This is a genomic window from Pseudomonas sp. SJZ103 (assembly GCF_007828335.1).
Classification (GTDB): domain Bacteria; phylum Pseudomonadota; class Gammaproteobacteria; order Pseudomonadales; family Pseudomonadaceae; genus Aquipseudomonas.
Genome location: NZ_VIUN01000001.1, coordinates 960,369 through 979,149, shown reverse-complemented (window position 1 = coordinate 979,149; position 18,781 = coordinate 960,369). Strand labels below are relative to the sequence as shown.

Sequence of the window (18,781 nt, the reverse complement as noted above, 5' to 3'; positions counted from 1 at the left end):
CGGTCTCAAAAGCAATGGAGATCTAATGTGGGAGGGGGCTTGCCCCCTCCCACACTTTAACCGCGTTTAACGTTTCAGATCAGCCGAACAACCACTTCCACAACAGCACCAGCACCACTACCGCCAGCACCGGCCGCGCAATGCGGTAAGCCTTCGGATGCTTGCGCTTCCACTGCTTGACCACGCCGCTGAACTTGTCGCTGAAGGTCTTGCTCCAGGCGTAGGCCTGGTTGATGCCGCCGACGCGCTCGTCGTCGAGGTTCTGCGGCGCGGTGGCGCGGCCCAGTTGCTTGCTGACCCAGCGGTTGACGCGGGTCATCAGGCGATTGCTCAGCGGGCGTTCGATGTCGCAGAACAGGATCACGCGGGTCTGCTCGGTTTCGTTCTTCACCCAGTGCACGTAGGTTTCGTCGAACATCACGTCGTCACCGTCGCGCCAGGCATACACCTGGCCGTCGACAAAGATGCGGCAGTCGTCGGAGTTCGGCGTGGACAAGCCCAGGTGATAACGCAGGGAACCGGCAAACGGGTCACGGTGCGGGTTGAGGTGGCTGCCGCCCGGCAACAGCGCGAACATCGCGCCCTTGACGTTGGGGATGCTGCTCACCAACGCCACGGTTTTCGGGCACAGCGCCTCGGCCGATGGCAGGGGTTTGTCGTACCACTTGAGGTAGAAACGCTTCCAGCCCTTCTTGAAGAACGAACCAAAACCGGCGTCGTTGTTCTTTTCGGCGGCGCGGATATAACCCTCGTCGAACAGGTGCATGGCCTCTTCGCGGATCACTTCCCAGTTGTCCTTGAGCACGTCCAGTTCCGGAAACTTGCTGCGGTCCAGGTACGGCTTGGACGGCACCGCCGAAAACAGGTACATCAAGGCGTTATAGGGGGCGAACAGCGCCGAATGGTTGACGAACTGGCGCAACATCGGCAAACGGGCCTTGCCGCGCAAGTGCACATACAGCGTGCTGCCGATAAACAGCAACAGCACCGACAGTTTGGCGGCCAAAGAAAAGGTCATGCAGCAACTCCTGGAAATAAGCGCCTGGCCAACAGCCTCCCGGCGATGGGAGACCAGACGTAACAGCCGGCCATGATAAACAGTTGGGCCATTATGCAGAAGGCCCAGGCTGACCGGCTGACATAAATCAAGCCTGGTTTTCTTGCTCGGTAAACAAATCGCTGAACAGCATGCTCGACAGGTAGCGCTCACCGGAGTCCGGCAGGATCACCACGATGGTCTTGCCCTGCATTTCCGGTTTCTCGGCCAGGCGCACGGCCACGGCCATGGCGGCACCGCAGGAGATACCGCACAGGATGCCCTCCTCCTGCATCAGGCGCAGGGCCATGGCCTTGGACTCGTCGTCGGTCACCAGCTCCACGCGGTCGACCATCGACAGGTCGAGGTTTTTCGGCACGAACCCGGCGCCAATACCCTGGATCTTGTGGGGGCTGGGCTTGATCTCTGCACCGGCCAGGGCCTGGGTGATCACCGGCGACACCATCGGCTCGACAGCCACCGACAGGATCGGCTTGCCCGCCGTGTTCTTGATGTAGCGCGACACTCCAGTGATGGTCCCACCGGTGCCGACGCCCGCCACCAGCACGTCCACGGCGCCATCGGTGTCGTTCCAGATTTCCGGGCCGGTGGTTTTTTCGTGGATGGCCGGGTTGGCCGGGTTTTCGAACTGGGCCGGCATAAAGTAGGTGGCCGGGTCGCTGGCAACGATCTCGCCCGCTTTGTCGATGGCGCCCTTCATGCCTTTGGCCGGCTCGGTCAGTACCAACTCGGCGCCGAGGGCCTTGAGCACCTTGCGGCGTTCGATACTCATGGACGCCGGCATAGTCAGCAGCAACTTGTAACCACGGGCAGCGGCGACAAAGGCCAGGCCGATACCGGTATTGCCGGAAGTCGGTTCCACGATGGTCATGCCCGGCTTGAGTTTGCCGGTGCCTTCGGCGTCCCAGATCATGTTTGCGCCAATGCGGCACTTCACCGAGTAGCCCGGATTACGTCCTTCGATCTTGGCCAGGATGGTCACGCCACGCGGTGCGATACGGTTGATCTGAACCAGGGGCGTGTTACCGATGGAGTGCGCGTTGTCTGCAAAGATGCGGCTCATGGCGGGTCCTATTAGGCGGTTTTCAGAAAGGCTCCAAGGGTATGCCTCGTGCTGCAAAGCGTCCAGTCGAAGGAACGTTGGGCCTGTCGCAGAGGTCCACCCCACTATATGGACAGAGGACCCTCCCCATGAAACGTCGCTACAGCTGGCCACTATGGACCATTGCCGGATTGCTGGTGGTCCTGGTCGCCATGAGCATCGCGCTGCCCTATCTGGTGCGTAACTACCTGAATGACAAGCTCGCGAACATGGGCGATTACCGCGGCCAGGTGACCGACGTGGACCTTGCGCTGTGGCGTGGCGCGTACCGGATCAATGGCCTTGAAATCATCAAGGTCGACGGCAAGGTCCCCGTCCCGTTCGTCAAGGCGCCGCTGATCGACCTGGCGGTGAGCTGGCACGCTCTCTGGTACGACCACGCGGTAGTGGCCAAAGTGCTGTTTATCGAGCCCGAAGTGAACTTCGTCGACGGCGGCGCCAACAAGCAAGCCTCCCAGACCGGTAAGGGTACCGACTGGCGCGAGCAGTTGAGTAAGTTGGCTCCCATCACCCTCGACGAAGTGCGCATCGAAGACGGCAAGATCGCCTTCCACAACTTCAGTTCCAAACCTGTGGTGAAGATCGACGCGACCGACGTCAACGCCAGCTTCTACAACCTGACCAATGTGGTGGACGTCAAAGGCCGGCGCGACGCGCGCTTCGACGGCAAAGCCCTGCTGCAAGGCCAGGCCCCGTTGGAAGCCACCGCCACTTTCGACCCGCTGAGCAATTTCGAGAATTTCGAGTTTCGCTTCCGCGCCAGGGACTTGCAGCTCAAGCGCATGAACGACTTCGCCTCGGCCTACGGCAAGTTCGACTTCAAGGCCGGCACCGGGGACGTGGTGATTGAAGCCCAGGCGGAAAAAGGCCAGTTGACCGGCTACATCAAGCCGCTGCTGCGCGATGTGGAGGTCTTCGACTGGCAACAGGACGTGGAGAACAAGGACAAGAACATCTTTCGTTCGATCTGGGAGGCGGTGGTGGGCACCAGCGAGACCGTGCTGAAGAACCAGGCGAAGAACCAGTTCGCCACCCGCGTGGAGCTGAGTGGCAGCGTACACCAGCAAAATGTCAGCGCGTTCTCCGCATTTTTGGCGATTTTACGCAATGGTTTTATCCAGGCGTTCAATGCGCGCTATGAACAGCCCAAGCCCTCGGCGGATTGAGCCGTGACCGGTCATTCAGAGACTGAATAACCCGTCTGCGTTCACAGTCGCCGGGGCCTCGCGGTATAGTCGGGCATTGATGAATTCGAGGAATGACCGATGAAGTTCGAAGGCACCCAGGCCTACGTTGCCACCGACGACCTGAAACTGGCCGTCAACGCTGCCATCACCCTGGAGCGCCCGCTGCTGGTCAAGGGCGAGCCCGGCACCGGCAAGACCATGCTCGCCGAACAACTGGCCGAGTCCTTCGGCGCCAAGCTGATCACCTGGCACATCAAGTCCACCACCAAGGCCCACCAGGGCCTGTACGAGTACGATGCGGTCAGCCGCCTGCGCGACTCGCAGCTGGGCGTGGACAAGGTGCACGACGTGCGCAACTACCTCAAGAAAGGCAAGCTCTGGGAAGCGTTCGAGTCCGAGGAGCGGGTGATCCTGCTGATCGATGAAATCGACAAGGCTGACATCGAGTTCCCCAACGACCTGCTGCAAGAACTCGACAAGATGGAGTTCTACGTCTACGAAATCGACGAGACCATCAAGGCCAAGAAGCGCCCGATCATCATCATTACCTCCAACAACGAAAAAGAGCTGCCGGACGCGTTCCTGCGCCGCTGCTTCTTCCACTACATCGCCTTCCCCGACCGCACCACCCTGCAAAAAATCGTCGACGTGCACTACCCCGACATCAAGAAAGACCTGGTCAGCGAAGCGCTGGACGTGTTCTTCGACGTACGCAAAGTGCCGGGCCTGAAGAAAAAACCGTCCACCTCCGAACTGGTCGACTGGCTCAAGCTGCTGATGGCCGACAATATCGGCGAAGCGGTGCTGCGCGAGCGCGACCCCACCAAGGCCATCCCGCCCCTGGCGGGTGCCTTGGTCAAGAACGAGCAAGACGTGCAGTTGCTGGAACGTCTGGCATTCATGAGCCGTCGCGGTAATCGCTAATGTTGCTCAACCTGTTCAATGAAATGCGGGCCGCCAAGGTCCCGGTGTCGGTGCGCGAGCTGCTCGACCTGATCAACGCGCTGAAACAGCGCGTGACCTTCGCCGACATGGACGAGTTTTACTACTTGGCCCGGGCGATCCTGGTCAAGGACGAGCGGCATTTCGACAAGTTCGACCGTGCCTTCAGCGCCTATTTCAACGGCCTGGAAAAGCTCGACGACCACCTGCAGGCGCTGATCCCCGAAGAGTGGCTGCGCAAGGAATTCGAGCGCTCGCTGAGCGATGAAGAACGCGCGCAGATCCAATCCCTTGGTGGCCTCGACAAGCTGATCGAGGAATTCAAAAAGCGCCTGGAAGAACAGAAAGAACGCCACGCCGGCGGCAACAAATGGATCGGCACCGGCGGCACCAGCCCGTTCGGCTCCGGCGGCTACAACCCGGAAGGCATTCGCGTCGGCGACGCCGGCAAGCGCCAGGGCAAGGCGGTAAAAGTCTGGGACCAGCGCGAGTACAAGAACCTCGATGACCAGGTGGAACTGGGCACGCGCAATATCAAGATCGCCCTGCGCCGCCTGCGCAAGTTCGCCCGCCAGGGTGCGGCCGAAGAGCTGGACATCGACGGCACCATCGACCACACCGCCCGCGATGCCGGGCTGCTGAATATCCAGATGCGCCCGGAACGGCGCAACACCATCAAACTGCTGTTGCTGTTCGATATCGGCGGCTCGATGGACGCCCACGTCAAGATCTGCGAAGAGCTGTTCTCGGCGTGCAAGACCGAGTTCAAGCACCTGGAGTACTTCTACTTCCACAACTTCGTGTACGAGTCGGTGTGGAAGAACAACCAGCGCCGCACCTCCGAGCGCACCTCCACCCAGGACCTGCTGCACAAGTACGGTGCCGACTACAAAGTGATCTTTATCGGCGATGCGTCGATGGCGCCGTATGAAATCACCCAGGCTGGCGGCAGCGTCGAGCACTGGAATGAAGAGCCGGGGTATGTGTGGATGCAGCGCTTCATGGCCAAGTACAAGAAACTGATCTGGATTAACCCGTATCCCAAGGATACGTGGGGCTATACGGCCTCGACGGGGATTGTGCGGGAGTTGGTGGAGGATCAGATGTACCCGCTGACGCTGCGCGGGCTTGAGGAAGGGATGCGCTTCCTCTCCAAATAAACGCCGATCCCCATAATGCAGGAGATCTCATGTGGGAGGGGCGGTGTTATGTAAATCGGCGCAAATACTCGACATGCTGCCGATGCGCCGTTTCCTGCACCACCGGCGCCAACCTCACCTTCTCCCCCGGCAAACACTGCGCCAGCCGCGCCAGCGCCAATGGCGTCAACGCGCCCAGACGCGGATACCCGCCAATGGTCTGCCGATCATTGAGCAACACAATCGGCTGCCCATCCGGCGGCACCTGGATGCCGCCCAACGGGATCCCTTCGGAAATCAGCGACGGCCCTTGGTACTGCAACGGCGTACCGAGCAAGCGCATGCCCATGCGGTCGGCGCGACTGTCCAGGGCCCAGTCGGTGTTGAAGGCATCGAACAGGCTCTGGCCGCTGAACTGGCCAATTTGGGCGCCGACGATCACATCCAGCGGCGCCTTGGCGGGTAACGCCTGTGCGCTCAGCACTTTCATCGCTCCGCCGGTACCGGAATAGGCCAAGCGCCCGCCTTCGGCCAGGGCCTTGCCGAAACCGTCCGGCCCGCCCAGTTCCTCACGGACCACCGTGGCACAACTGCCCAGCACATCCGGCGCATCAAACCCGCCCGGCGCGGCCAGGTAAGCCCGCGCGCCGCTGAACGGCTGGGTAAAGCGCAGGCGCTGACCCTTCTGCAGGATAAAACTGCGCCCGGGACTGATCGCACGTTCGTCGATATACGCGCCCAAATCCGCCCCGGCCAACGCCAGCAGACAGTAGTCCTCGGCCTGTACGGTAAAACCACCCAAGGTGATTTCCACTACCGGCGCATTCAGCGCATTGCCCAACAGCCAGTTGGCCCACGACATTGACACCCAATCCAGCGCGCCGCCCTGGGTTACGCCCAGGTGGCGCACGCCAAAACGACCGGCGTCCTGCAACAGGCACAGCGGCGTGCTGGCCTCGATGATCAAGCGGCTCATGCCTGCGCCTCCAACGGCGTGTCATCGCCACCCAGATTGATAAATTCGGCGTGGCTGACGGATTCAAAACGCACCGTGTCACCGGGCTGCATCAGGCTGTAGCCGTCGCGCTCGCGGTCAAACAGCTTGGCCGGGGTGCGGCCAATCAGGTTCCAGCCACCGGGGGACACCACCGGGTAGGCGGCGGTTTGCCGCTCGGCGATGCCCACACTGCCGGCCGCCACGCGTTTGCGTGGCGTGCTCAGGCGCGGTGTGGCGAGGATCTCATCCACCAGCCCCATAAAGGCAAAACCGGGGGCGAAGCCGAGGGCGAACACCTGGTATTCGTGGGCGCTGTGGCGGCGGATCACCTCGTCGACGGCCAGGCCACTGCGCTGGGCGAGCAACGTCAGTTCAGGGCCGACACTCAGGTCATACCACACCGGCAGCACATGGCACTGGCCGCTGCCCTGGGCCTGGGGTTGCAGGTCGGCGAGGGCCTGGTCGATCAATGCCCGCGCCTGGGCCGGGTTCAACGCGGTGAGGTCGTAATGCAGCATCAAGGTGGTGTAGGACGGCACCAGGTCTACCAGTGCCGTGCCGAAACCGGCTCGCAGGCGCTGGGTGGCGGAAAGCATCCACGGCATATTGGCCTCGGCGATCACGTCGAACAGCCGCACCATCAGGCAGTCGATGGCCACCACTTCAATCCGTAGCTTCATACCGGCTTCAACGCCTCACGGATGCGCTTTACGGCAGCGACCGAACTGGCGTTGTCGCCATGTACGCACAGGGTATTGGCGCGCAATAACAACGAGCTGCCATCGCTGGCGGTCAGGGGTTCGCCACGAGAGAGCGTCAATGACTGGTGGACGATGACCTCGGGATCATGGTGCACAGCGCCCGGCAACTGGCGCGAAACGAGGTGGCCGTTACTGTCGTACGCACGGTCGGCAAAGGCTTCGAACCACAGGATTACCCCATACTCATCACCCAATGCCTGAGCCGCACTGTTGTCGCGGGTGGCCAGCAGCATCAACGGCAGGTCGCCATAAGCAGCCACCGCCTGGATCACCGCCCGCAGTTGCGCCGGGTTAGCCATCATGTCGTTGTACATCGCGCCGTGAGGTTTGACGTAGCTGACCCGCCCGCCCTGGGCACGACAGATGCCATCCAGTGCGCCGATCTGGTAATGCAGCAGGTCCTGGATTTCCTCGGGCGTGTAGGCCATGGAGCGGCGGCCAAAGCCTTGCAGGTCCTGATACGCCGGGTGCGCGCCTACCTGTACGCCGTGCTTGAGCGCCAGGCTGACGGTCTTGCGCATGATGCTCGGGTCGCCGGCATGAAAGCCGCAAGCCACGTTGGCGCAATCGATGAACGGCATGACCTCGGCGTCCAGACCCATGGTCCAGTTGCCAAAGCTCTCGCCGATGTCGCAATTCAATAGCAGACGGCTCACGGTGGTTGCTCCTGTAGGCTTTGTTTTTTGTAGTGTGGGATTTTTTACGCAGAACTCGCAACTTGTCCTGATACCCCAACGGCGCTTATCGTGGAATGGCTCGATTTTTGGCGCTTGCCCGGTGCGGCGTCCAACTAATAAAAACCGATCCATGCATAAGAAAAAGTTGATCCCATGAATTTGAAGTTCCTCGAAACCTTCGTCTGGGTGGCCAAGCTCAAGAGCTTCCGCCTGACCGCCGAGAAGCTGTTCACCACCCAAGCCTCGATTTCCAGCCGCATCGCCGTGCTGGAGAGCGAGCTGGGGGTGAAGCTGTTTCTGCGTGATTCACGGGGTGTGAGCCTGACCCCGGAAGGCTTGAAGGTGCTCGATTATGCCGAGCAGATGATGGTGACCATGCAGGGCCTGAAACAGTCCCTGGAAACCACCAGCAGCAAGGTCGGACGCATCCGGATCGGCGCAATGGACACGGTGATCCATACCTGGCTCAGCCCGTTGGTGGCGGAGCTGATGGACCACTTCCCTTTGGTGGAAATCGAATTGGTCGCCGATACCGCACTTAACCTCAGCGATCAGCTGCAAAAAGGTTTTCTCGATCTGATCCTGCAAACCGACCTGCTGCGCCTGGAAACCGTGCGCAGCCTGGAACTGGGCAGCCACCCCATGGCCTGGATCGTCGCCAGCCAGTCCATCTACAACCGCGACTACGCGTCCCTCGCCGAACTGGCCCAGGAGCGCATCATCACCTATTCGAAAAACTCCCATCCGCACCAGGACGTCCTCAGCCTGATGCAAGCCAACGGCGTGGCCGCGCCACGGATGAACTGTGTGAACTCGGTATCGGCGATTACCCGTCTGCTGCGCGATGGCTTCGGGATTGGCGCACTGCCGCCGGTGCTGGTCAGCGAAGAACTGGCGCGTGGCGAGTTGGTGATGTTGCCGATGGCGCAGAAACTGCCGAACCTGCAGGTGGTGGTGTCGTGGCGTGTGGGCGTGGAGTTGGTGGAGGAAATTGTGGGGCTGTGCCAGAAGGTCGTTGCCCGCTATGCCGAGGAAGTCGGCGAAGAGCGGATGCTGCTGCCCCCCTGACGAAACTCGATTAAAACTGTGGGAGGGGCGGTCTTTAGAGACCTTTCAGGTCCCGCTCTTCGATTGGCCGGCTCTGGCGCAAGCGCTTGCCGCCCAGCACCACCCAGTCGATCAGGCGGAACAGGCACTCCAGGCCGAACGACAGCAGCATTGCCCCGCCCAGGCCCCAGCCCATGGCTTCGGGGGTCAGCAGGATCTGGTAGCTGTAGCCGTTCCAGGTTTCCAGGCGGATATCCGGGTCGGCGGCCACCGCCACTTGCAGGGCGCGGATGTACCACGGGCCTTGCATGGCCTGGAATTGCTTGTCCAACGCCACCTGGCGGTCAAGCATCGCGCCCAGGCTGTTGGCATCGCTCTGGAACACCGGGTCATCGCTGGCACGGTAATGCGCCACCAAGGCCTTCAAGTCACCGTTGAAGAACTGCCGCGCGGTGGTTTCAAACCCGCTCAGGCCGGTCTGCGCCTCGATCAGGTGGGCTTCGACGCGCTTGGCGTAGTCGTTGATAAACCCCGGCACTTGCACGCCGACCAACAGGCCAATGGCAAACAGCACCAACCGCAGATAACTGAGCAACATGGTCGATATCCTTACTCGGTAACGCCCTGGCTGACGCATTCACCGCGTCGCCACAGGCTCCATTGGCCCGGTTCGTAACGGGTCCAGTTTTCGTTGTCGGTCAACGGTTCGGTAGCAATCACCGTCACCACATCGTTGGGGGTGGTTTCGGCCTGAAAATCGACGATCACGTCGACATCTTTGAGGCGCGCCGGGCCAAACGGTGCACGCCGGGTGATCTGCGCCAATTTGGTCGAGCAATAGCAAAACAGCCAGTCGCCATCACTGAGCAGGCAGTTGAACACGCCTTTGCTGCGATATTCGGCACAGGCGGCGATCAGGTCCGGCAGCATCTGTTCGATGTCCACCGGCTCGGGGAAGGCTTCGCGCACGCGGTTGAGCAGGTCGCAAAAGGCCGCTTCGCTGTCGGTATCGCCTACCGGGCGGTAGAAGGTGGCGCGGGGGGTGAAGTCCGCCAGTTGGCCGTTGTGGGCGAAACACCAGTTGCGGCCCCACAGTTCGCGCACGAACGGGTGGGTGTTGGCCAGGCTCACCTTGCCGACGTTGGCCTGGCGGATATGCCCGATCACCACTTCACTCTTGATGGGGTAACGCTGCACCAGCAGAGCGACTTCCGACTCACTGCTCGCGGCCGGGTCCTGGAACAGGCGCAGGCCACGGCCTTCGTAGAAAGCGATGCCCCAACCGTCGCGGTGGGGGCCGGTGCGCCCACCACGCTGCATCAGCCCGGTAAAGCTGAACACGATATCGGTGGGGACGTTGGCACTCATGCCCAATAATTCACACATGCCAGGGCTCTCACTGCAGGGCGGACAACGTTAAAGGCGCGGTTCGACCCGCATACCGCTCACCGGTGCAGGACGGCGGAACGGCTCGTCGTCTTCGTCCACAGGCTCGGCGGCCAAGGCGGCATCGGTGGCAGCCTTGCGCTCACGGCGGGCGTTGGCGGCGCGCTCGATGGGCCAGCGGATCAGCACAAACACGATGTACACACCAAAGGCGATCATGGTGTACATGAACAAATCGGAAATGGCCCGCCAGGCGTTATTGCCGACCTTGAGCACCAGGTCCAGCGCCGTGATGGCCACGGCCGGCGCGAACTGAGTCTTGACCGGGTCGACGATGGTCGGGCTCAACAGCAGCACCGCCATGAGCAACTGCAGCGGCTCGCGCAGCCAGCGCCAGATCCAGCGGGTCATGCGCCACCACACCAACAGGCAGCCCAAAGCGGCGAAGGCGTAAAGGCCCCAAGCGGTCAGATAGTCGTTCTCGGTCATGGTGTCCATGGCAAGGTAGGCAAACAGGCGGCTATGATAACGGCTTTTGCGTGTCGCGGCTGCAATGCCTGCCACCTTCCGCCAGACAGAGAGTGCTCCATGCCTTCATCGACCGCCCCGATTGCCCGTAAAGCCCCAGGCCAGGACCCATACGCCTGGCTGCAAGAGCGCGACAGCGTTGAAGTCCTTGATTACCTGAAGGCCGAAAATGCCTTCCAGGAAGCCCAGCTCGCCGACCAGCAGGCCCTGCGCGAAACCCTGTTCGAGGAGATCAAGGGCCGCATTCTCGAAACCGACCTGTCTCTGCCCTCCCCCTGGGGCCCGTACCTGTATTACACGCGCACCACCGCCGGTGACGAATACGCCCGCCACTACCGCTGCCGCCGCCCGGCCGACGACAGCAACCAGGTGGACGACAGCAGCGAAGAGCTGTTGCTGGACCCGAACGTGCTGGCCAACGGCGGCTTCTTTTCCCTCGGCGCATTCAGCATCAGCCCCGACCACCAGCGCCTGGCCTACAGCCTCGATACCAGTGGCGAAGAGATCTACACCCTGTTCGTGAAGGAATTGGCCACGGGCAAAGTCAGCGAACTGGAGTTTCAGGATTGCGACGGCAGCATGACCTGGGCCAATGACAGCCTGACCCTGTTCTTCGGCGAGCTGGACGACACCCACCGCCCGCACAAGCTATATCGCTACCGCCTGGATGGCACGGCGGCGCAGGAAGTGTTCCATGAGCCCGACGGGCGTTTCTTCCTGCATTGCTACCGTTCCAGTTCCGAGCGCCAGTTGCTGCTGTCGTTGGGCAGCAAGACCACCAGCGAAATCTGGGCGCTGGACGCCAACCAGCCGCACCTGGACTTCACCTGCCTGGCTCCGCGGGTCGAGGACCATGAATACGATGTCGACCACGGCCAACTGAATGGCGCGTGGACCTGGTTTATCCGCAGCAACCGTGATGGCATCAACTACGCCCTGTTTGTGGCTACCGACATTGGCGACGTGCCGACTGAGGATGAGTGGCAGAACCTGATCCCCCACAGCGACGAGGTGATGCTCGACGGCGTCAGCCTGAACGTCAACGCCATGACCCTGAGCCTGCGCATCGGCGGCCTGCCGGTGATCGAAGTGCACCCCCAAGGCGTGCCGGCCTATCGCGTGGAATTGCCCGACGCCGCCTACAGCCTCTACGTACAGAACAGCCTGGAATTCGTCAGCGACAAGATCCGCCTGCGCTATGAAGCCCTGAACCGCCCGGCCCAGGTGCGCCAGCTGGAACTGGCCAGCGGCGCGCAGCAGGTGCTCAAGGAAACCCCGGTGCTCGGCGTGTTCAATGCCGATGACTACGTCAGCCAGCGTCTGTGGGCCACTTCCGCCGACGGCACCCAGGTGCCGATCAGCCTGGTGGTCAAGCGCGACCAGCTCGGCAAGCCGACACCGTTGTACCTGTATGGCTACGGCGCCTATGGCTCAAGCCTCGACCCGTGGTTCTCCCATGCACGCCTGAGCCTGCTGGACCGTGGCGTGGCGTTCGCCATTGCGCATGTGCGCGGCGGTGGCGAACTGGGTGAAGCCTGGTATCGCAATGGCAAGCAGGAATACAAACAGAACACCTTCAGCGACTTTATCGCGTGTGCCGAGCACCTGATCGCCGAGGGCCTGACCACCTCCAAGCAACTGGTCATCAGCGGCGGCAGTGCCGGCGGCCTGTTGATCGGCGCGGTGCTCAACCAGCGTCCGGCGCTGTTCCAGGCGGCGATTGCCGAAGTGCCGTTTGTCGACGTACTCAACACCATGCTCAACCCGGAATTGCCGCTGACCATCACCGAGTACGACGAGTGGGGCAACCCCGAAGAGCCCGAAGTGTATGAACGCATCAAGGCCTACGCGCCGTACGAAAACGTCAGCGCCCAGGCCTATCCGGCCACGCTGGTGATCGCCGGCTACAACGACAGTCGCGTGCAGTACTGGGAGGCGGCCAAGTGGGTGGCCAAGTTGCGCGACACCAAGACGGACGACAACCTGCTGTTGCTCAAGACCGAACTGGGTGCCGGCCACGGCGGGATGAGCGGTCGTTATCAGGGATTACGTGACGTAGCACTCGAATATGCATTTGTGTTCAAGGCGCTGGGGCTGATTTAAGGAACTTAGCGGGGCGGCCCTGTCTGAACACAGGACCGCCTACTGATTGATGGACCAAGATTGCAGCCATGGCACTAACGACGCTAATGAATACCGAAATCCGCGACATGCTCATGGATTGCGGCCTGTTCGACCCTTTGCTGCCGGAAGACTTTTACGTCGCCGCCGGCTACTTCAATATCAGCAGCATTGCCGAGGGCGAGGTGATTTTCCTCGAGGGCGATGCCGGCACCTTCATGTGCATCATCCACAGCGGCCAGGTGGCAGTGCAGAAAACCAACCACACCGGCCAGCGCCTGACCATCGCCACCCTGCGCAGCGGCCGGGCCTTTGGTGAGATGGCGGTGCTTGACGGTGATCGGCGCTCGGCCAGCTGCGTGGCCGCCAGTGACTGCGTGCTGTTGAACCTGGGCAAGGACGCCCTGGAAAAGATGCTCAATGAAACGCCGCGTGTGGCGGCGAAGATCATCCGCGCAATCGCCATCGCGTTGTCCAAGCGCCTGCGCATGGCCGATGGGCAATTACTCTCCCAACCGTTTTAACCGCCGGGCGTCTTCGGTTTGCTGTCGTTCTGCTGCAGGCCAGGCACCGTCTGGTCCTTCGGCGGTGTCGGCAATACGATGGGCACCAACGGCGGTGAGCCGTTCGTCTTCGGCACGGCCGGCGGGGTGATCTGCGGATACAGCGTCGGCGTCGGCGTGCCCGGTGCGCCTGGGGTAGGTGCCGGTGCCACCGGTACGGTTTGCAACTCCTGAGCCTGCGCCGCACCCAATGCGAGCGCGCTCAACACAATGACCGTTAGAATGCTGCACTTCATCGATGGCTCCATGGCCTGACCGGAATGTCGTAAGGCTACTCCCAACCGCGCAAGAATGCCCTTCCCAATGAGATTTCCATGAAACGTTTCGTTCTGCTGGACACCACCCCGATCCCCGACAACGGCGGTGCCTTGTGCCTGTTCGAATACGGTGAAGACTTTGTCATCAAGATCCAGGGCGGTGACGGCGGCCAGTTGATGAACACGCGCATGCACGGCTCCGAAGACGCGCTGGCGGAAATCCCTTGCCGCAAGGTCGCGGGGCGCCCGGGCTCACGGGTGTTGATTGGCGGGTTGGGCATGGGCTTCACCTTGGCCTCGGCGCTCAAGCACCTGGGCAAGACCGCCGAAGTGGTGGTGGCGGAACTGGTGCCCGGTGTTGTGGAATGGAACCGTGGGCCGCTGGGGGAAAAGTCCGGCCGCCCACTGCTGGACCCGCGCACGGTGATCCGCATGGAAGACGTGGCCAAGGTGCTGCAGGCCGAGCCCCAGGGCTTTGACGCGATCATGCTCGACGTCGACAACGGCCCCGAAGGCCTCACGCAGAAGGCCAACAGCTGGCTCTACTCAGCCGGTGGCCTGGCCGCCTGCGCCAAGGCCTTGCGGCCCAAGGGCGTACTGGCGGTATGGTCCGCCAGCGCCGACAAGCTGTTCAGCGACAAACTGCGCAAGGCCGGTTTCAAGGCCGAGGAAGTGCAGGTGTTTGCCCACGGCAACAAGGGCACCCGGCACACCATCTGGATAGCGGAGAAGCTCAAGGGCTGAGCACGATTCTCAAGACACCCCTCCCCCATTTCTATCCCCGTCAGTCGTGGGATTTGCGGTAGTCGATCACGTACGGCACTTTTTTGTCGAAGGTCTTCTGCAGCTCATCGCGGTCCAACTGGGTCATGCCGCCCAGTTGATGGGCGGTGAAACCGCTGTCACCCACCTGTGAGCCCGGCGCCAGGCCGACCATGCGCTTGGCGACCGCTTCGATAGCGTCCTTGTAGCCGCCTTTCTTGTTCAGGTTGTACTGGCCCAGATCAATCTGCGTGCGCAGCCAGTTGCCCCAATAGAACTCCAGGAACTCCGGTGCGATCTCGCCGCCATCCGGCTTGCCATAGGCGGCCTTGCGAGTGAAATACACCAGGCTGCGGAAGGTGTCGTCCTGCAGGTTCTTGAACCCCAGGTGCGCCGGCAGTTGTTCCGGCGGCAAGGTCTGGCCTTGGTTGTCCTTGAGCCAGACCTTGCGGGCCGCTTCCATGCGCTGCCAGAAGCTCGCCATGTTCGGGCTGTTGCTGAAGTCGTCGGTGACCTTGACCCACATCTTCAAGCGCGGGCCGCCGCCGGGCACTTCCCACAAGGTGGTGAAACTGTGGTGACCGTCGGTCAGGTACAGCTGGCCGGCGGGGCCGACCACCACGGTTTTCATGTCTTCGGGATGGGTGCCCACCGGGTCCTTGCAGGTGAAGCTGTCGGGCTGGTGCAGGTCAGCCTTGTTGGGCACCTTGTCGGCCTCGCCCTGGCCGTTGGTTTCGCAATATTCATCGAAGACCTTGGCGGGTTTGTCGGCGAACAGCCCCAGGCTGTAGTAGATCTGGTCGAAGCCCACCACTGCCTGGGTCGGATGCAATTGTTCAAGGGAAACTTCGACCACCTGCCCGGGTTTGGGCGTCGAGAACGCCTGGGCCTGAAGGGTAGCGACACTCAGTAGCAGTGCAACAGTCCATGAAAGCAGACGCATGTTTTTCAGATCCTTATGAGTAAAGTAAATCGATCCTAGCGGTCATTTGCGGCGCAAGCGGCTAGAATCAACCCTACCCGTGACCACCAAATAGCCAGGAGCCATGATGAGCTCGACCAACCCGCCCTCCCACACCGCCAAGCTGGACCGCATCCTTGCCGATGCCCAGCGCGACCGGGAAATGGGCTACCGCGACAAAGCCCTGAAGATGTACCCGCACGTGTGCGGCCGCTGCGCCCGTGAGTTCGCCGGCAAGCGCTTGAGTGAACTGACCGTACACCACCGTAACCACAATCATGATGACAATCCCCAGGATGGCTCGAACTGGGAGTTGCTGTGCCTGTACTGCCACGACAACGAACACTCGCGCTACACCGACCAGCAGTACTTCGGCGAAGGCTCCACCAGCAGCCCGACGATCGCCAAGGCTACGCACAACCCGTTTGCGGCGTTGGCGGGGTTGATGAAGAAAGACGACTGAAGAGTGTCGTCGCCTGTTCTGGCCTCATCGGGAGCAAGCCCCCTCCCACATTTTGAGTTGTGAACACTTTCAAATGTGGGAGGGGGCTTGCTCCCGATAGCGTTAGCCCAAGCAATACATCACCTTCAAGCCGTATAATCGCCGTTTTTCTCCAAGGCACCCTTCCCCGTGGGCAATAAACGCTACAGCTGCATCGGTCTGTATAACCCCAAATCCCCCGAAAACGTTGGTTCGGTCATGCGTGCCGCCGGCTGCTACGGCGTGGCCTCGGTGTTCTACACCGGCGTGCGTTACGAGCGCGCGCGGGACTTCATCACCGACACCAAGAAGGTCCACCACGATATTCCGCTGATCGGCATCGATGACCTGAAGAAGATCCTGCCGCTGGGCTGCATCCCGGTCGCCGTGGAGCTGGTGGAAGGCGCCCGCCCGCTGCCCGAATACACCCACCCCGACCGCGCGCTGTATATCTTCGGCCCTGAAGACGGGTCGCTGGATAAAGACATCCGCGACTGGTGCGAAGACGTCGTGTACATCCCGACCACTGGCTGCATGAACCTCGCTGCCACCGTCAACGTGGTGCTCTACGACCGCATGGCCAAGGGCAACAACACCCGTTCGGGCCCCAAGTACTGATTTTTTGGGAACATCCGGCGCTTGCACGCAGTCAGCTGCATACACTTGCCCTTGTTGGAGACAGATCATGAGCGACAGCAAAACCTTGCGACCTATCATCGAACACACCCCCTTCCAGAACCCGTCTCCCCAAAATCAGCCCACCCAGAACGTGCATGGCTGGGAACGCATCGGCTCAGTGGCAGGTGGCGTGATGATGGTGGGCAAAGGTCTGCGCCGTGGCGGGATTTTTGGGTTGATTCAGGTGGCGATCGGCGGTGTGGCGCTGGCTCGTGGCTTTACCGGGCACAGTACGCTTAAAGACAAGCTGGAACAGGGCCGCCAGGAAATGAACAGCGTGCGCACGAAGATCGAGCGTGCGGGTGCAGAGCTGAAAAGCCTGAAGACCAAGGCGGAAGTGGCGGCTGAGAAGGCCGTTAAAACCACTGGTTAGATTCAAATGTGGGAGGAGGCTTACCCCTTCCACATTTTGTTTTGTGTATGGCGAAGACTCAGCGTAACAACTTGCTGTCGAGCACCACCGACGATTCGCCGATGATGCTCTCCGCCAACTGCACGAACTCCGCAGTGGTGATGCTGTTGGCGCGCATCACCGCTTGCGCGAGGTCATCGAGGGAGCGCTTGTTGTGGGTTTTCACGCGGATCTCGCGGTCCAGCTCCTGCAACACCAGCACCGCCCGTGACACCGTCGCGCCGCTGACGTGGTCGCCGCGCAGGCTGGTCACGTCCTTGCCCTCCTTGGCCAACCGCGCCTGTATCGCCTGATAGCGCTCATCGGTAACCCCGCCTGCGCGGCGCACCAATTCGATGGCGTAGTACTCGCCCAGCCCCTCGCTGATCCAGTCGCTGCTGTCGTGGTCGTTGAAGCGGCCAATCGCCTGCACCACTTCGCGAATCAACGGGCTGCTGCCGTTCTCGCTGACCAGCGGCGTGCGGCTGTTGAGGTAGATCGAGTCGCGCGCCGAGAACGCACCACGGCGCATCGGGTCGCTGGCGCCCACCACCAACAGCTTGGCCGGATGACGTGGGAACGCCGCTTCGACCTGCGGCCAGACAAAGGTCAGGAGTGTCAGCACATCCATACGCCGCATGGCTTGGCCCTTGGGCGAGGCGATGGTCACTTCGGTCTCGCCCAGGCGCACGCGGCGGCTGCCGAGGGTGCCGGCGAGCATCCAGCCGGTGGGCCGGTCGAACAGGCGCGAGACGTTGTCGATGCGGAATTTGTTCTTGCCGATGCGCGGCCAGGCGGTTTCGATGCTTTTCCAGCCGGCCGGCAGTTCGAACATCAGGCGCGAGACCAGCTCCACACCGTCCTGCTGGTCGAGGCGTGCGGGGGGCACCAGGTCTTCGCCGCGAAACAGCGCCCAGCTCGGCGTCATCCGCGCCTCATAAATACCCGGTTTGCGCGCGTGGCTCAGGCGTACACGGTAGGTCAGGCTGGCCTTGCCGGCGCTGGGTTGCCACAGGCCACGATGATCAGTGACGCTCCACTGGCCATCGGCCTTGAAGTCGCTGTAGTCGCCAGCGCGCCCCAGGTCAAAGTTCAGGCTACGCACCGCCGAACCCTGGGAGAGGCTCACCCGCACCTCGGCCTGATCGCTCTGGGGCAGCAGCTTGACGTGATAATCCACATCGACCTTCTTCGCGCACCACGCAGGCATGCTCAACGCCAGCAACACCAGGCTTGCCGCCAGCTTGGTTCCCGCCCTCATACACACTCCTTGTTCAGCCCGCGCGGAAGATCAGGTAATCCTCCCAGTCGTCTTCGGGCACGCTGCCTTCGCTGAGCATGCGCCCGGACTGGGAAATGCGTTCGTGGTGCACGGCGTCGCGGTCACCGCAAACCAGGTGGTGCCACAACGGCAGGTCCTTGCGCTCGCTGACCAGGCGGTAACCACAGGTGGGCGGCAGCCATTTGAACTGATCGGCCTGGCCTGGGGTGAGCTGGATGCAGTCGGGCACCGAGGCGCGGCGGTTGGGGTAGTCAGTGCACTGGCAGGTTTTCAGGTCCAGCAGTTTGCAGGCTATGCGCGTGTAATAGACGCTGTTGTCGTCTTCATCCTCAAGCTTTTGCAGGCAGCACAAGCCACAGCCGTCGCACAACGACTCCCACTCCTCCTGGTCGAGGTGTTCAAGGGTTTTGCGTATCCAGAAAGGTTCGACTTTGGCGGCCATGGCTCTACATCGGTATCGGT

Annotated in this window: 22 protein-coding genes; 10 read left to right on the top strand and 12 right to left on the bottom strand. The window is 61.7% G+C overall.

The features are described 5' to 3' along the window. Positions 1–79: 79 nt before the first annotated feature. Positions 80–1,018, bottom strand: a complete 939-nt coding sequence (locus tag FBY10_RS04675; protein WP_131698929.1) for an aspartyl/asparaginyl beta-hydroxylase domain-containing protein — start codon at positions 1,016–1,018, stop codon at positions 80–82. A gap of 127 nt (positions 1,019–1,145) precedes the next feature. Continuing rightward, the gene (cysK, locus tag FBY10_RS04670; RefSeq protein ID WP_108574007.1) at positions 1,146–2,120 is read right to left on the bottom strand and encodes a cysteine synthase A; all 975 of its coding nucleotides are present in this window, start codon (positions 2,118–2,120) and stop codon (positions 1,146–1,148) included. Between the two features lie 128 nt (positions 2,121–2,248). Here cysK and FBY10_RS04665 point away from each other — a divergent pair, with 128 nt between their 5' ends. The 3 genes from FBY10_RS04665 (at position 2,249) to FBY10_RS04655 (ending at position 5,448) form a co-directional block, all read left to right on the top strand. Then, the gene (locus FBY10_RS04665; RefSeq protein WP_145334857.1) at positions 2,249–3,325 is read left to right on the top strand and encodes a DUF748 domain-containing protein; all 1,077 of its coding nucleotides are present in this window, start codon (positions 2,249–2,251) and stop codon (positions 3,323–3,325) included. Between the two features lie 99 nt (positions 3,326–3,424). Then, on the top strand, positions 3,425–4,270 hold the full coding sequence (locus FBY10_RS04660) for a MoxR family ATPase (RefSeq protein WP_003210690.1): 846 nt from the start codon (positions 3,425–3,427) through the stop codon (positions 4,268–4,270). Next, positions 4,270–5,448: a VWA domain-containing protein gene (locus tag FBY10_RS04655; protein WP_131698927.1), complete on the top strand. Its 1,179-nt coding sequence runs from the start codon at positions 4,270–4,272 to the stop codon at positions 5,446–5,448. Before FBY10_RS04660 ends, FBY10_RS04655 begins: the two co-directional genes overlap by 1 nt. 46 nt (positions 5,449–5,494) lie before the next feature. Here the strand turns inward: FBY10_RS04655 and FBY10_RS04650 are convergent, their stop codons facing one another. The 3 genes from FBY10_RS04650 to FBY10_RS04640 are packed head-to-tail and all read right to left on the bottom strand — an operon-like array spanning position 5,495 to position 7,841. Then, positions 5,495–6,403, bottom strand: a complete 909-nt coding sequence (locus tag FBY10_RS04650; RefSeq protein WP_131698926.1) for a biotin-dependent carboxyltransferase family protein — start codon at positions 6,401–6,403, stop codon at positions 5,495–5,497. Then, positions 6,400–7,104 carry an allophanate hydrolase subunit 1 gene (locus FBY10_RS04645; RefSeq protein ID WP_145334859.1) on the bottom strand — a complete coding sequence of 235 codons (705 nt, stop codon included), beginning with the start codon at positions 7,102–7,104 and terminating at the stop codon, positions 6,400–6,402. The genes FBY10_RS04650 and FBY10_RS04645 overlap by 4 nt, the downstream gene beginning before the upstream one ends. Next, entirely contained in the window at positions 7,101–7,841 is a 741-nt protein-coding gene (locus FBY10_RS04640; RefSeq protein WP_131698924.1) for a 5-oxoprolinase subunit PxpA, read from the bottom strand. Before FBY10_RS04640 ends, FBY10_RS04645 begins: the two co-directional genes overlap by 4 nt. Positions 7,842–8,015: 174 nt before the next feature. Between FBY10_RS04640 and FBY10_RS04635 the strand changes: the two genes are divergently transcribed. Beyond that, entirely contained in the window at positions 8,016–8,930 is a 915-nt protein-coding gene (locus FBY10_RS04635) for a LysR family transcriptional regulator (RefSeq protein WP_145334861.1), read from the top strand. Positions 8,931–8,964: 34 nt separating this feature from the next. Here the strand turns inward: FBY10_RS04635 and FBY10_RS04630 are convergent, their stop codons facing one another. From FBY10_RS04630 to FBY10_RS04620, 3 genes are read right to left on the bottom strand one after another with little or no spacing between them, the layout of a single operon-like run. After that, positions 8,965–9,507, bottom strand: coding sequence for a DUF2937 family protein (locus tag FBY10_RS04630; protein ID WP_027604263.1), 543 nt, complete (start codon positions 9,505–9,507; stop codon positions 8,965–8,967). Between the two features lie 11 nt (positions 9,508–9,518). Continuing rightward, complete coding sequence (locus FBY10_RS04625; protein WP_053136626.1) at positions 9,519–10,295, bottom strand: class II glutamine amidotransferase; 777 nt, start codon at positions 10,293–10,295, stop codon at positions 9,519–9,521. Between the two features lie 30 nt (positions 10,296–10,325). Then, positions 10,326–10,859 carry an MFS transporter gene (locus tag FBY10_RS04620; protein WP_131698921.1) on the bottom strand — a complete coding sequence of 178 codons (534 nt, stop codon included), beginning with the start codon at positions 10,857–10,859 and terminating at the stop codon, positions 10,326–10,328. A gap of 24 nt (positions 10,860–10,883) precedes the next feature. Between FBY10_RS04620 and FBY10_RS04615 the strand changes: the two genes are divergently transcribed. Both FBY10_RS04615 and FBY10_RS04610 read left to right on the top strand, forming a co-directional pair. Continuing rightward, positions 10,884–12,926: a S9 family peptidase gene (locus FBY10_RS04615; RefSeq protein ID WP_145334863.1), complete on the top strand. Its 2,043-nt coding sequence runs from the start codon at positions 10,884–10,886 to the stop codon at positions 12,924–12,926. Positions 12,927–12,994: 68 nt separating this feature from the next. After that, complete coding sequence (locus FBY10_RS04610) at positions 12,995–13,468, top strand: cyclic nucleotide-binding domain-containing protein (protein WP_145334865.1); 474 nt, start codon at positions 12,995–12,997, stop codon at positions 13,466–13,468. On the opposite strand, the gene FBY10_RS04605 is transcribed toward FBY10_RS04610, so the two are convergent. Then, a complete protein-coding gene (locus FBY10_RS04605) occupies positions 13,465–13,743 on the bottom strand; it encodes a hypothetical protein (protein ID WP_090407826.1) in 279 nt (92 codons plus the stop codon). The genes FBY10_RS04610 and FBY10_RS04605 overlap by 4 nt on opposite strands. 78 nt (positions 13,744–13,821) lie before the next feature. On the opposite strand from FBY10_RS04605, the gene FBY10_RS04600 reads away from it, so the two are divergent. Continuing rightward, positions 13,822–14,508: a spermidine synthase gene (locus FBY10_RS04600; protein WP_058411058.1), complete on the top strand. Its 687-nt coding sequence runs from the start codon at positions 13,822–13,824 to the stop codon at positions 14,506–14,508. A gap of 40 nt (positions 14,509–14,548) precedes the next feature. Here the strand turns inward: FBY10_RS04600 and FBY10_RS04595 are convergent, their stop codons facing one another. Then, positions 14,549–15,469 carry a ParB/Srx family N-terminal domain-containing protein gene (locus FBY10_RS04595; protein WP_145334867.1) on the bottom strand — a complete coding sequence of 307 codons (921 nt, stop codon included), beginning with the start codon at positions 15,467–15,469 and terminating at the stop codon, positions 14,549–14,551. Between the two features lie 106 nt (positions 15,470–15,575). On the opposite strand from FBY10_RS04595, the gene FBY10_RS04590 reads away from it, so the two are divergent. From FBY10_RS04590 to FBY10_RS04580, 3 genes are all read left to right on the top strand, one after another. Then, positions 15,576–15,950 (top strand): YajD family HNH nuclease, encoded by a 375-nt coding sequence (locus FBY10_RS04590; protein WP_003210675.1) that lies wholly within the window; start codon positions 15,576–15,578, stop codon positions 15,948–15,950. Positions 15,951–16,118: 168 nt separating this feature from the next. Continuing rightward, entirely contained in the window at positions 16,119–16,586 is a 468-nt protein-coding gene (locus FBY10_RS04585; protein WP_010563721.1) for an RNA methyltransferase, read from the top strand. A 67-nt stretch (positions 16,587–16,653) separates the two neighbouring features. Next, positions 16,654–17,019 (top strand): DUF2892 domain-containing protein, encoded by a 366-nt coding sequence (locus FBY10_RS04580; protein WP_131698917.1) that lies wholly within the window; start codon positions 16,654–16,656, stop codon positions 17,017–17,019. Between the two features lie 58 nt (positions 17,020–17,077). On the opposite strand, the gene FBY10_RS04575 is transcribed toward FBY10_RS04580, so the two are convergent. Both FBY10_RS04575 and FBY10_RS04570 read right to left on the bottom strand, forming a co-directional pair. Then, complete coding sequence (locus FBY10_RS04575) at positions 17,078–18,298, bottom strand: hypothetical protein (RefSeq protein WP_145334869.1); 1,221 nt, start codon at positions 18,296–18,298, stop codon at positions 17,078–17,080. A 13-nt stretch (positions 18,299–18,311) separates the two neighbouring features. After that, complete coding sequence (locus tag FBY10_RS04570) at positions 18,312–18,761, bottom strand: YcgN family cysteine cluster protein (RefSeq protein WP_003172524.1); 450 nt, start codon at positions 18,759–18,761, stop codon at positions 18,312–18,314. Between the last annotated feature and the right edge of the window lie 20 nt (positions 18,762–18,781).

Coding starts and splice junctions, on each gene's coding strand:
- FBY10_RS04675 (WP_131698929.1), bottom strand. CDS start 1,018: ATGACCTTTTCTTTGGCCGCCAAACTGTCGGTGCTGTTGCTGTTTATC.
- cysK (WP_108574007.1), bottom strand. CDS start 2,120: ATGAGCCGCATCTTTGCAGACAACGCGCACTCCATCGGTAACACGCCC.
- FBY10_RS04665 (WP_145334857.1), top strand. CDS start 2,249: ATGAAACGTCGCTACAGCTGGCCACTATGGACCATTGCCGGATTGCTG.
- FBY10_RS04660 (WP_003210690.1), top strand. CDS start 3,425: ATGAAGTTCGAAGGCACCCAGGCCTACGTTGCCACCGACGACCTGAAA.
- FBY10_RS04655 (WP_131698927.1), top strand. CDS start 4,270: ATGTTGCTCAACCTGTTCAATGAAATGCGGGCCGCCAAGGTCCCGGTG.
- FBY10_RS04650 (WP_131698926.1), bottom strand. CDS start 6,403: ATGAGCCGCTTGATCATCGAGGCCAGCACGCCGCTGTGCCTGTTGCAG.
- FBY10_RS04645 (WP_145334859.1), bottom strand. CDS start 7,104: ATGAAGCTACGGATTGAAGTGGTGGCCATCGACTGCCTGATGGTGCGG.
- FBY10_RS04635 (WP_145334861.1), top strand. CDS start 8,016: ATGAATTTGAAGTTCCTCGAAACCTTCGTCTGGGTGGCCAAGCTCAAG.
- FBY10_RS04630 (WP_027604263.1), bottom strand. CDS start 9,507: ATGTTGCTCAGTTATCTGCGGTTGGTGCTGTTTGCCATTGGCCTGTTG.
- FBY10_RS04625 (WP_053136626.1), bottom strand. CDS start 10,295: ATGTGTGAATTATTGGGCATGAGTGCCAACGTCCCCACCGATATCGTG.
- FBY10_RS04615 (WP_145334863.1), top strand. CDS start 10,884: ATGCCTTCATCGACCGCCCCGATTGCCCGTAAAGCCCCAGGCCAGGAC.
- FBY10_RS04610 (WP_145334865.1), top strand. CDS start 12,995: ATGGCACTAACGACGCTAATGAATACCGAAATCCGCGACATGCTCATG.
- FBY10_RS04605 (WP_090407826.1), bottom strand. CDS start 13,743: ATGAAGTGCAGCATTCTAACGGTCATTGTGTTGAGCGCGCTCGCATTG.
- FBY10_RS04600 (WP_058411058.1), top strand. CDS start 13,822: ATGAAACGTTTCGTTCTGCTGGACACCACCCCGATCCCCGACAACGGC.
- FBY10_RS04595 (WP_145334867.1), bottom strand. CDS start 15,469: ATGCGTCTGCTTTCATGGACTGTTGCACTGCTACTGAGTGTCGCTACC.
- FBY10_RS04590 (WP_003210675.1), top strand. CDS start 15,576: ATGAGCTCGACCAACCCGCCCTCCCACACCGCCAAGCTGGACCGCATC.
- FBY10_RS04580 (WP_131698917.1), top strand. CDS start 16,654: ATGAGCGACAGCAAAACCTTGCGACCTATCATCGAACACACCCCCTTC.
- FBY10_RS04575 (WP_145334869.1), bottom strand. CDS start 18,298: ATGAGGGCGGGAACCAAGCTGGCGGCAAGCCTGGTGTTGCTGGCGTTG.
- FBY10_RS04570 (WP_003172524.1), bottom strand. CDS start 18,761: ATGGCCGCCAAAGTCGAACCTTTCTGGATACGCAAAACCCTTGAACAC.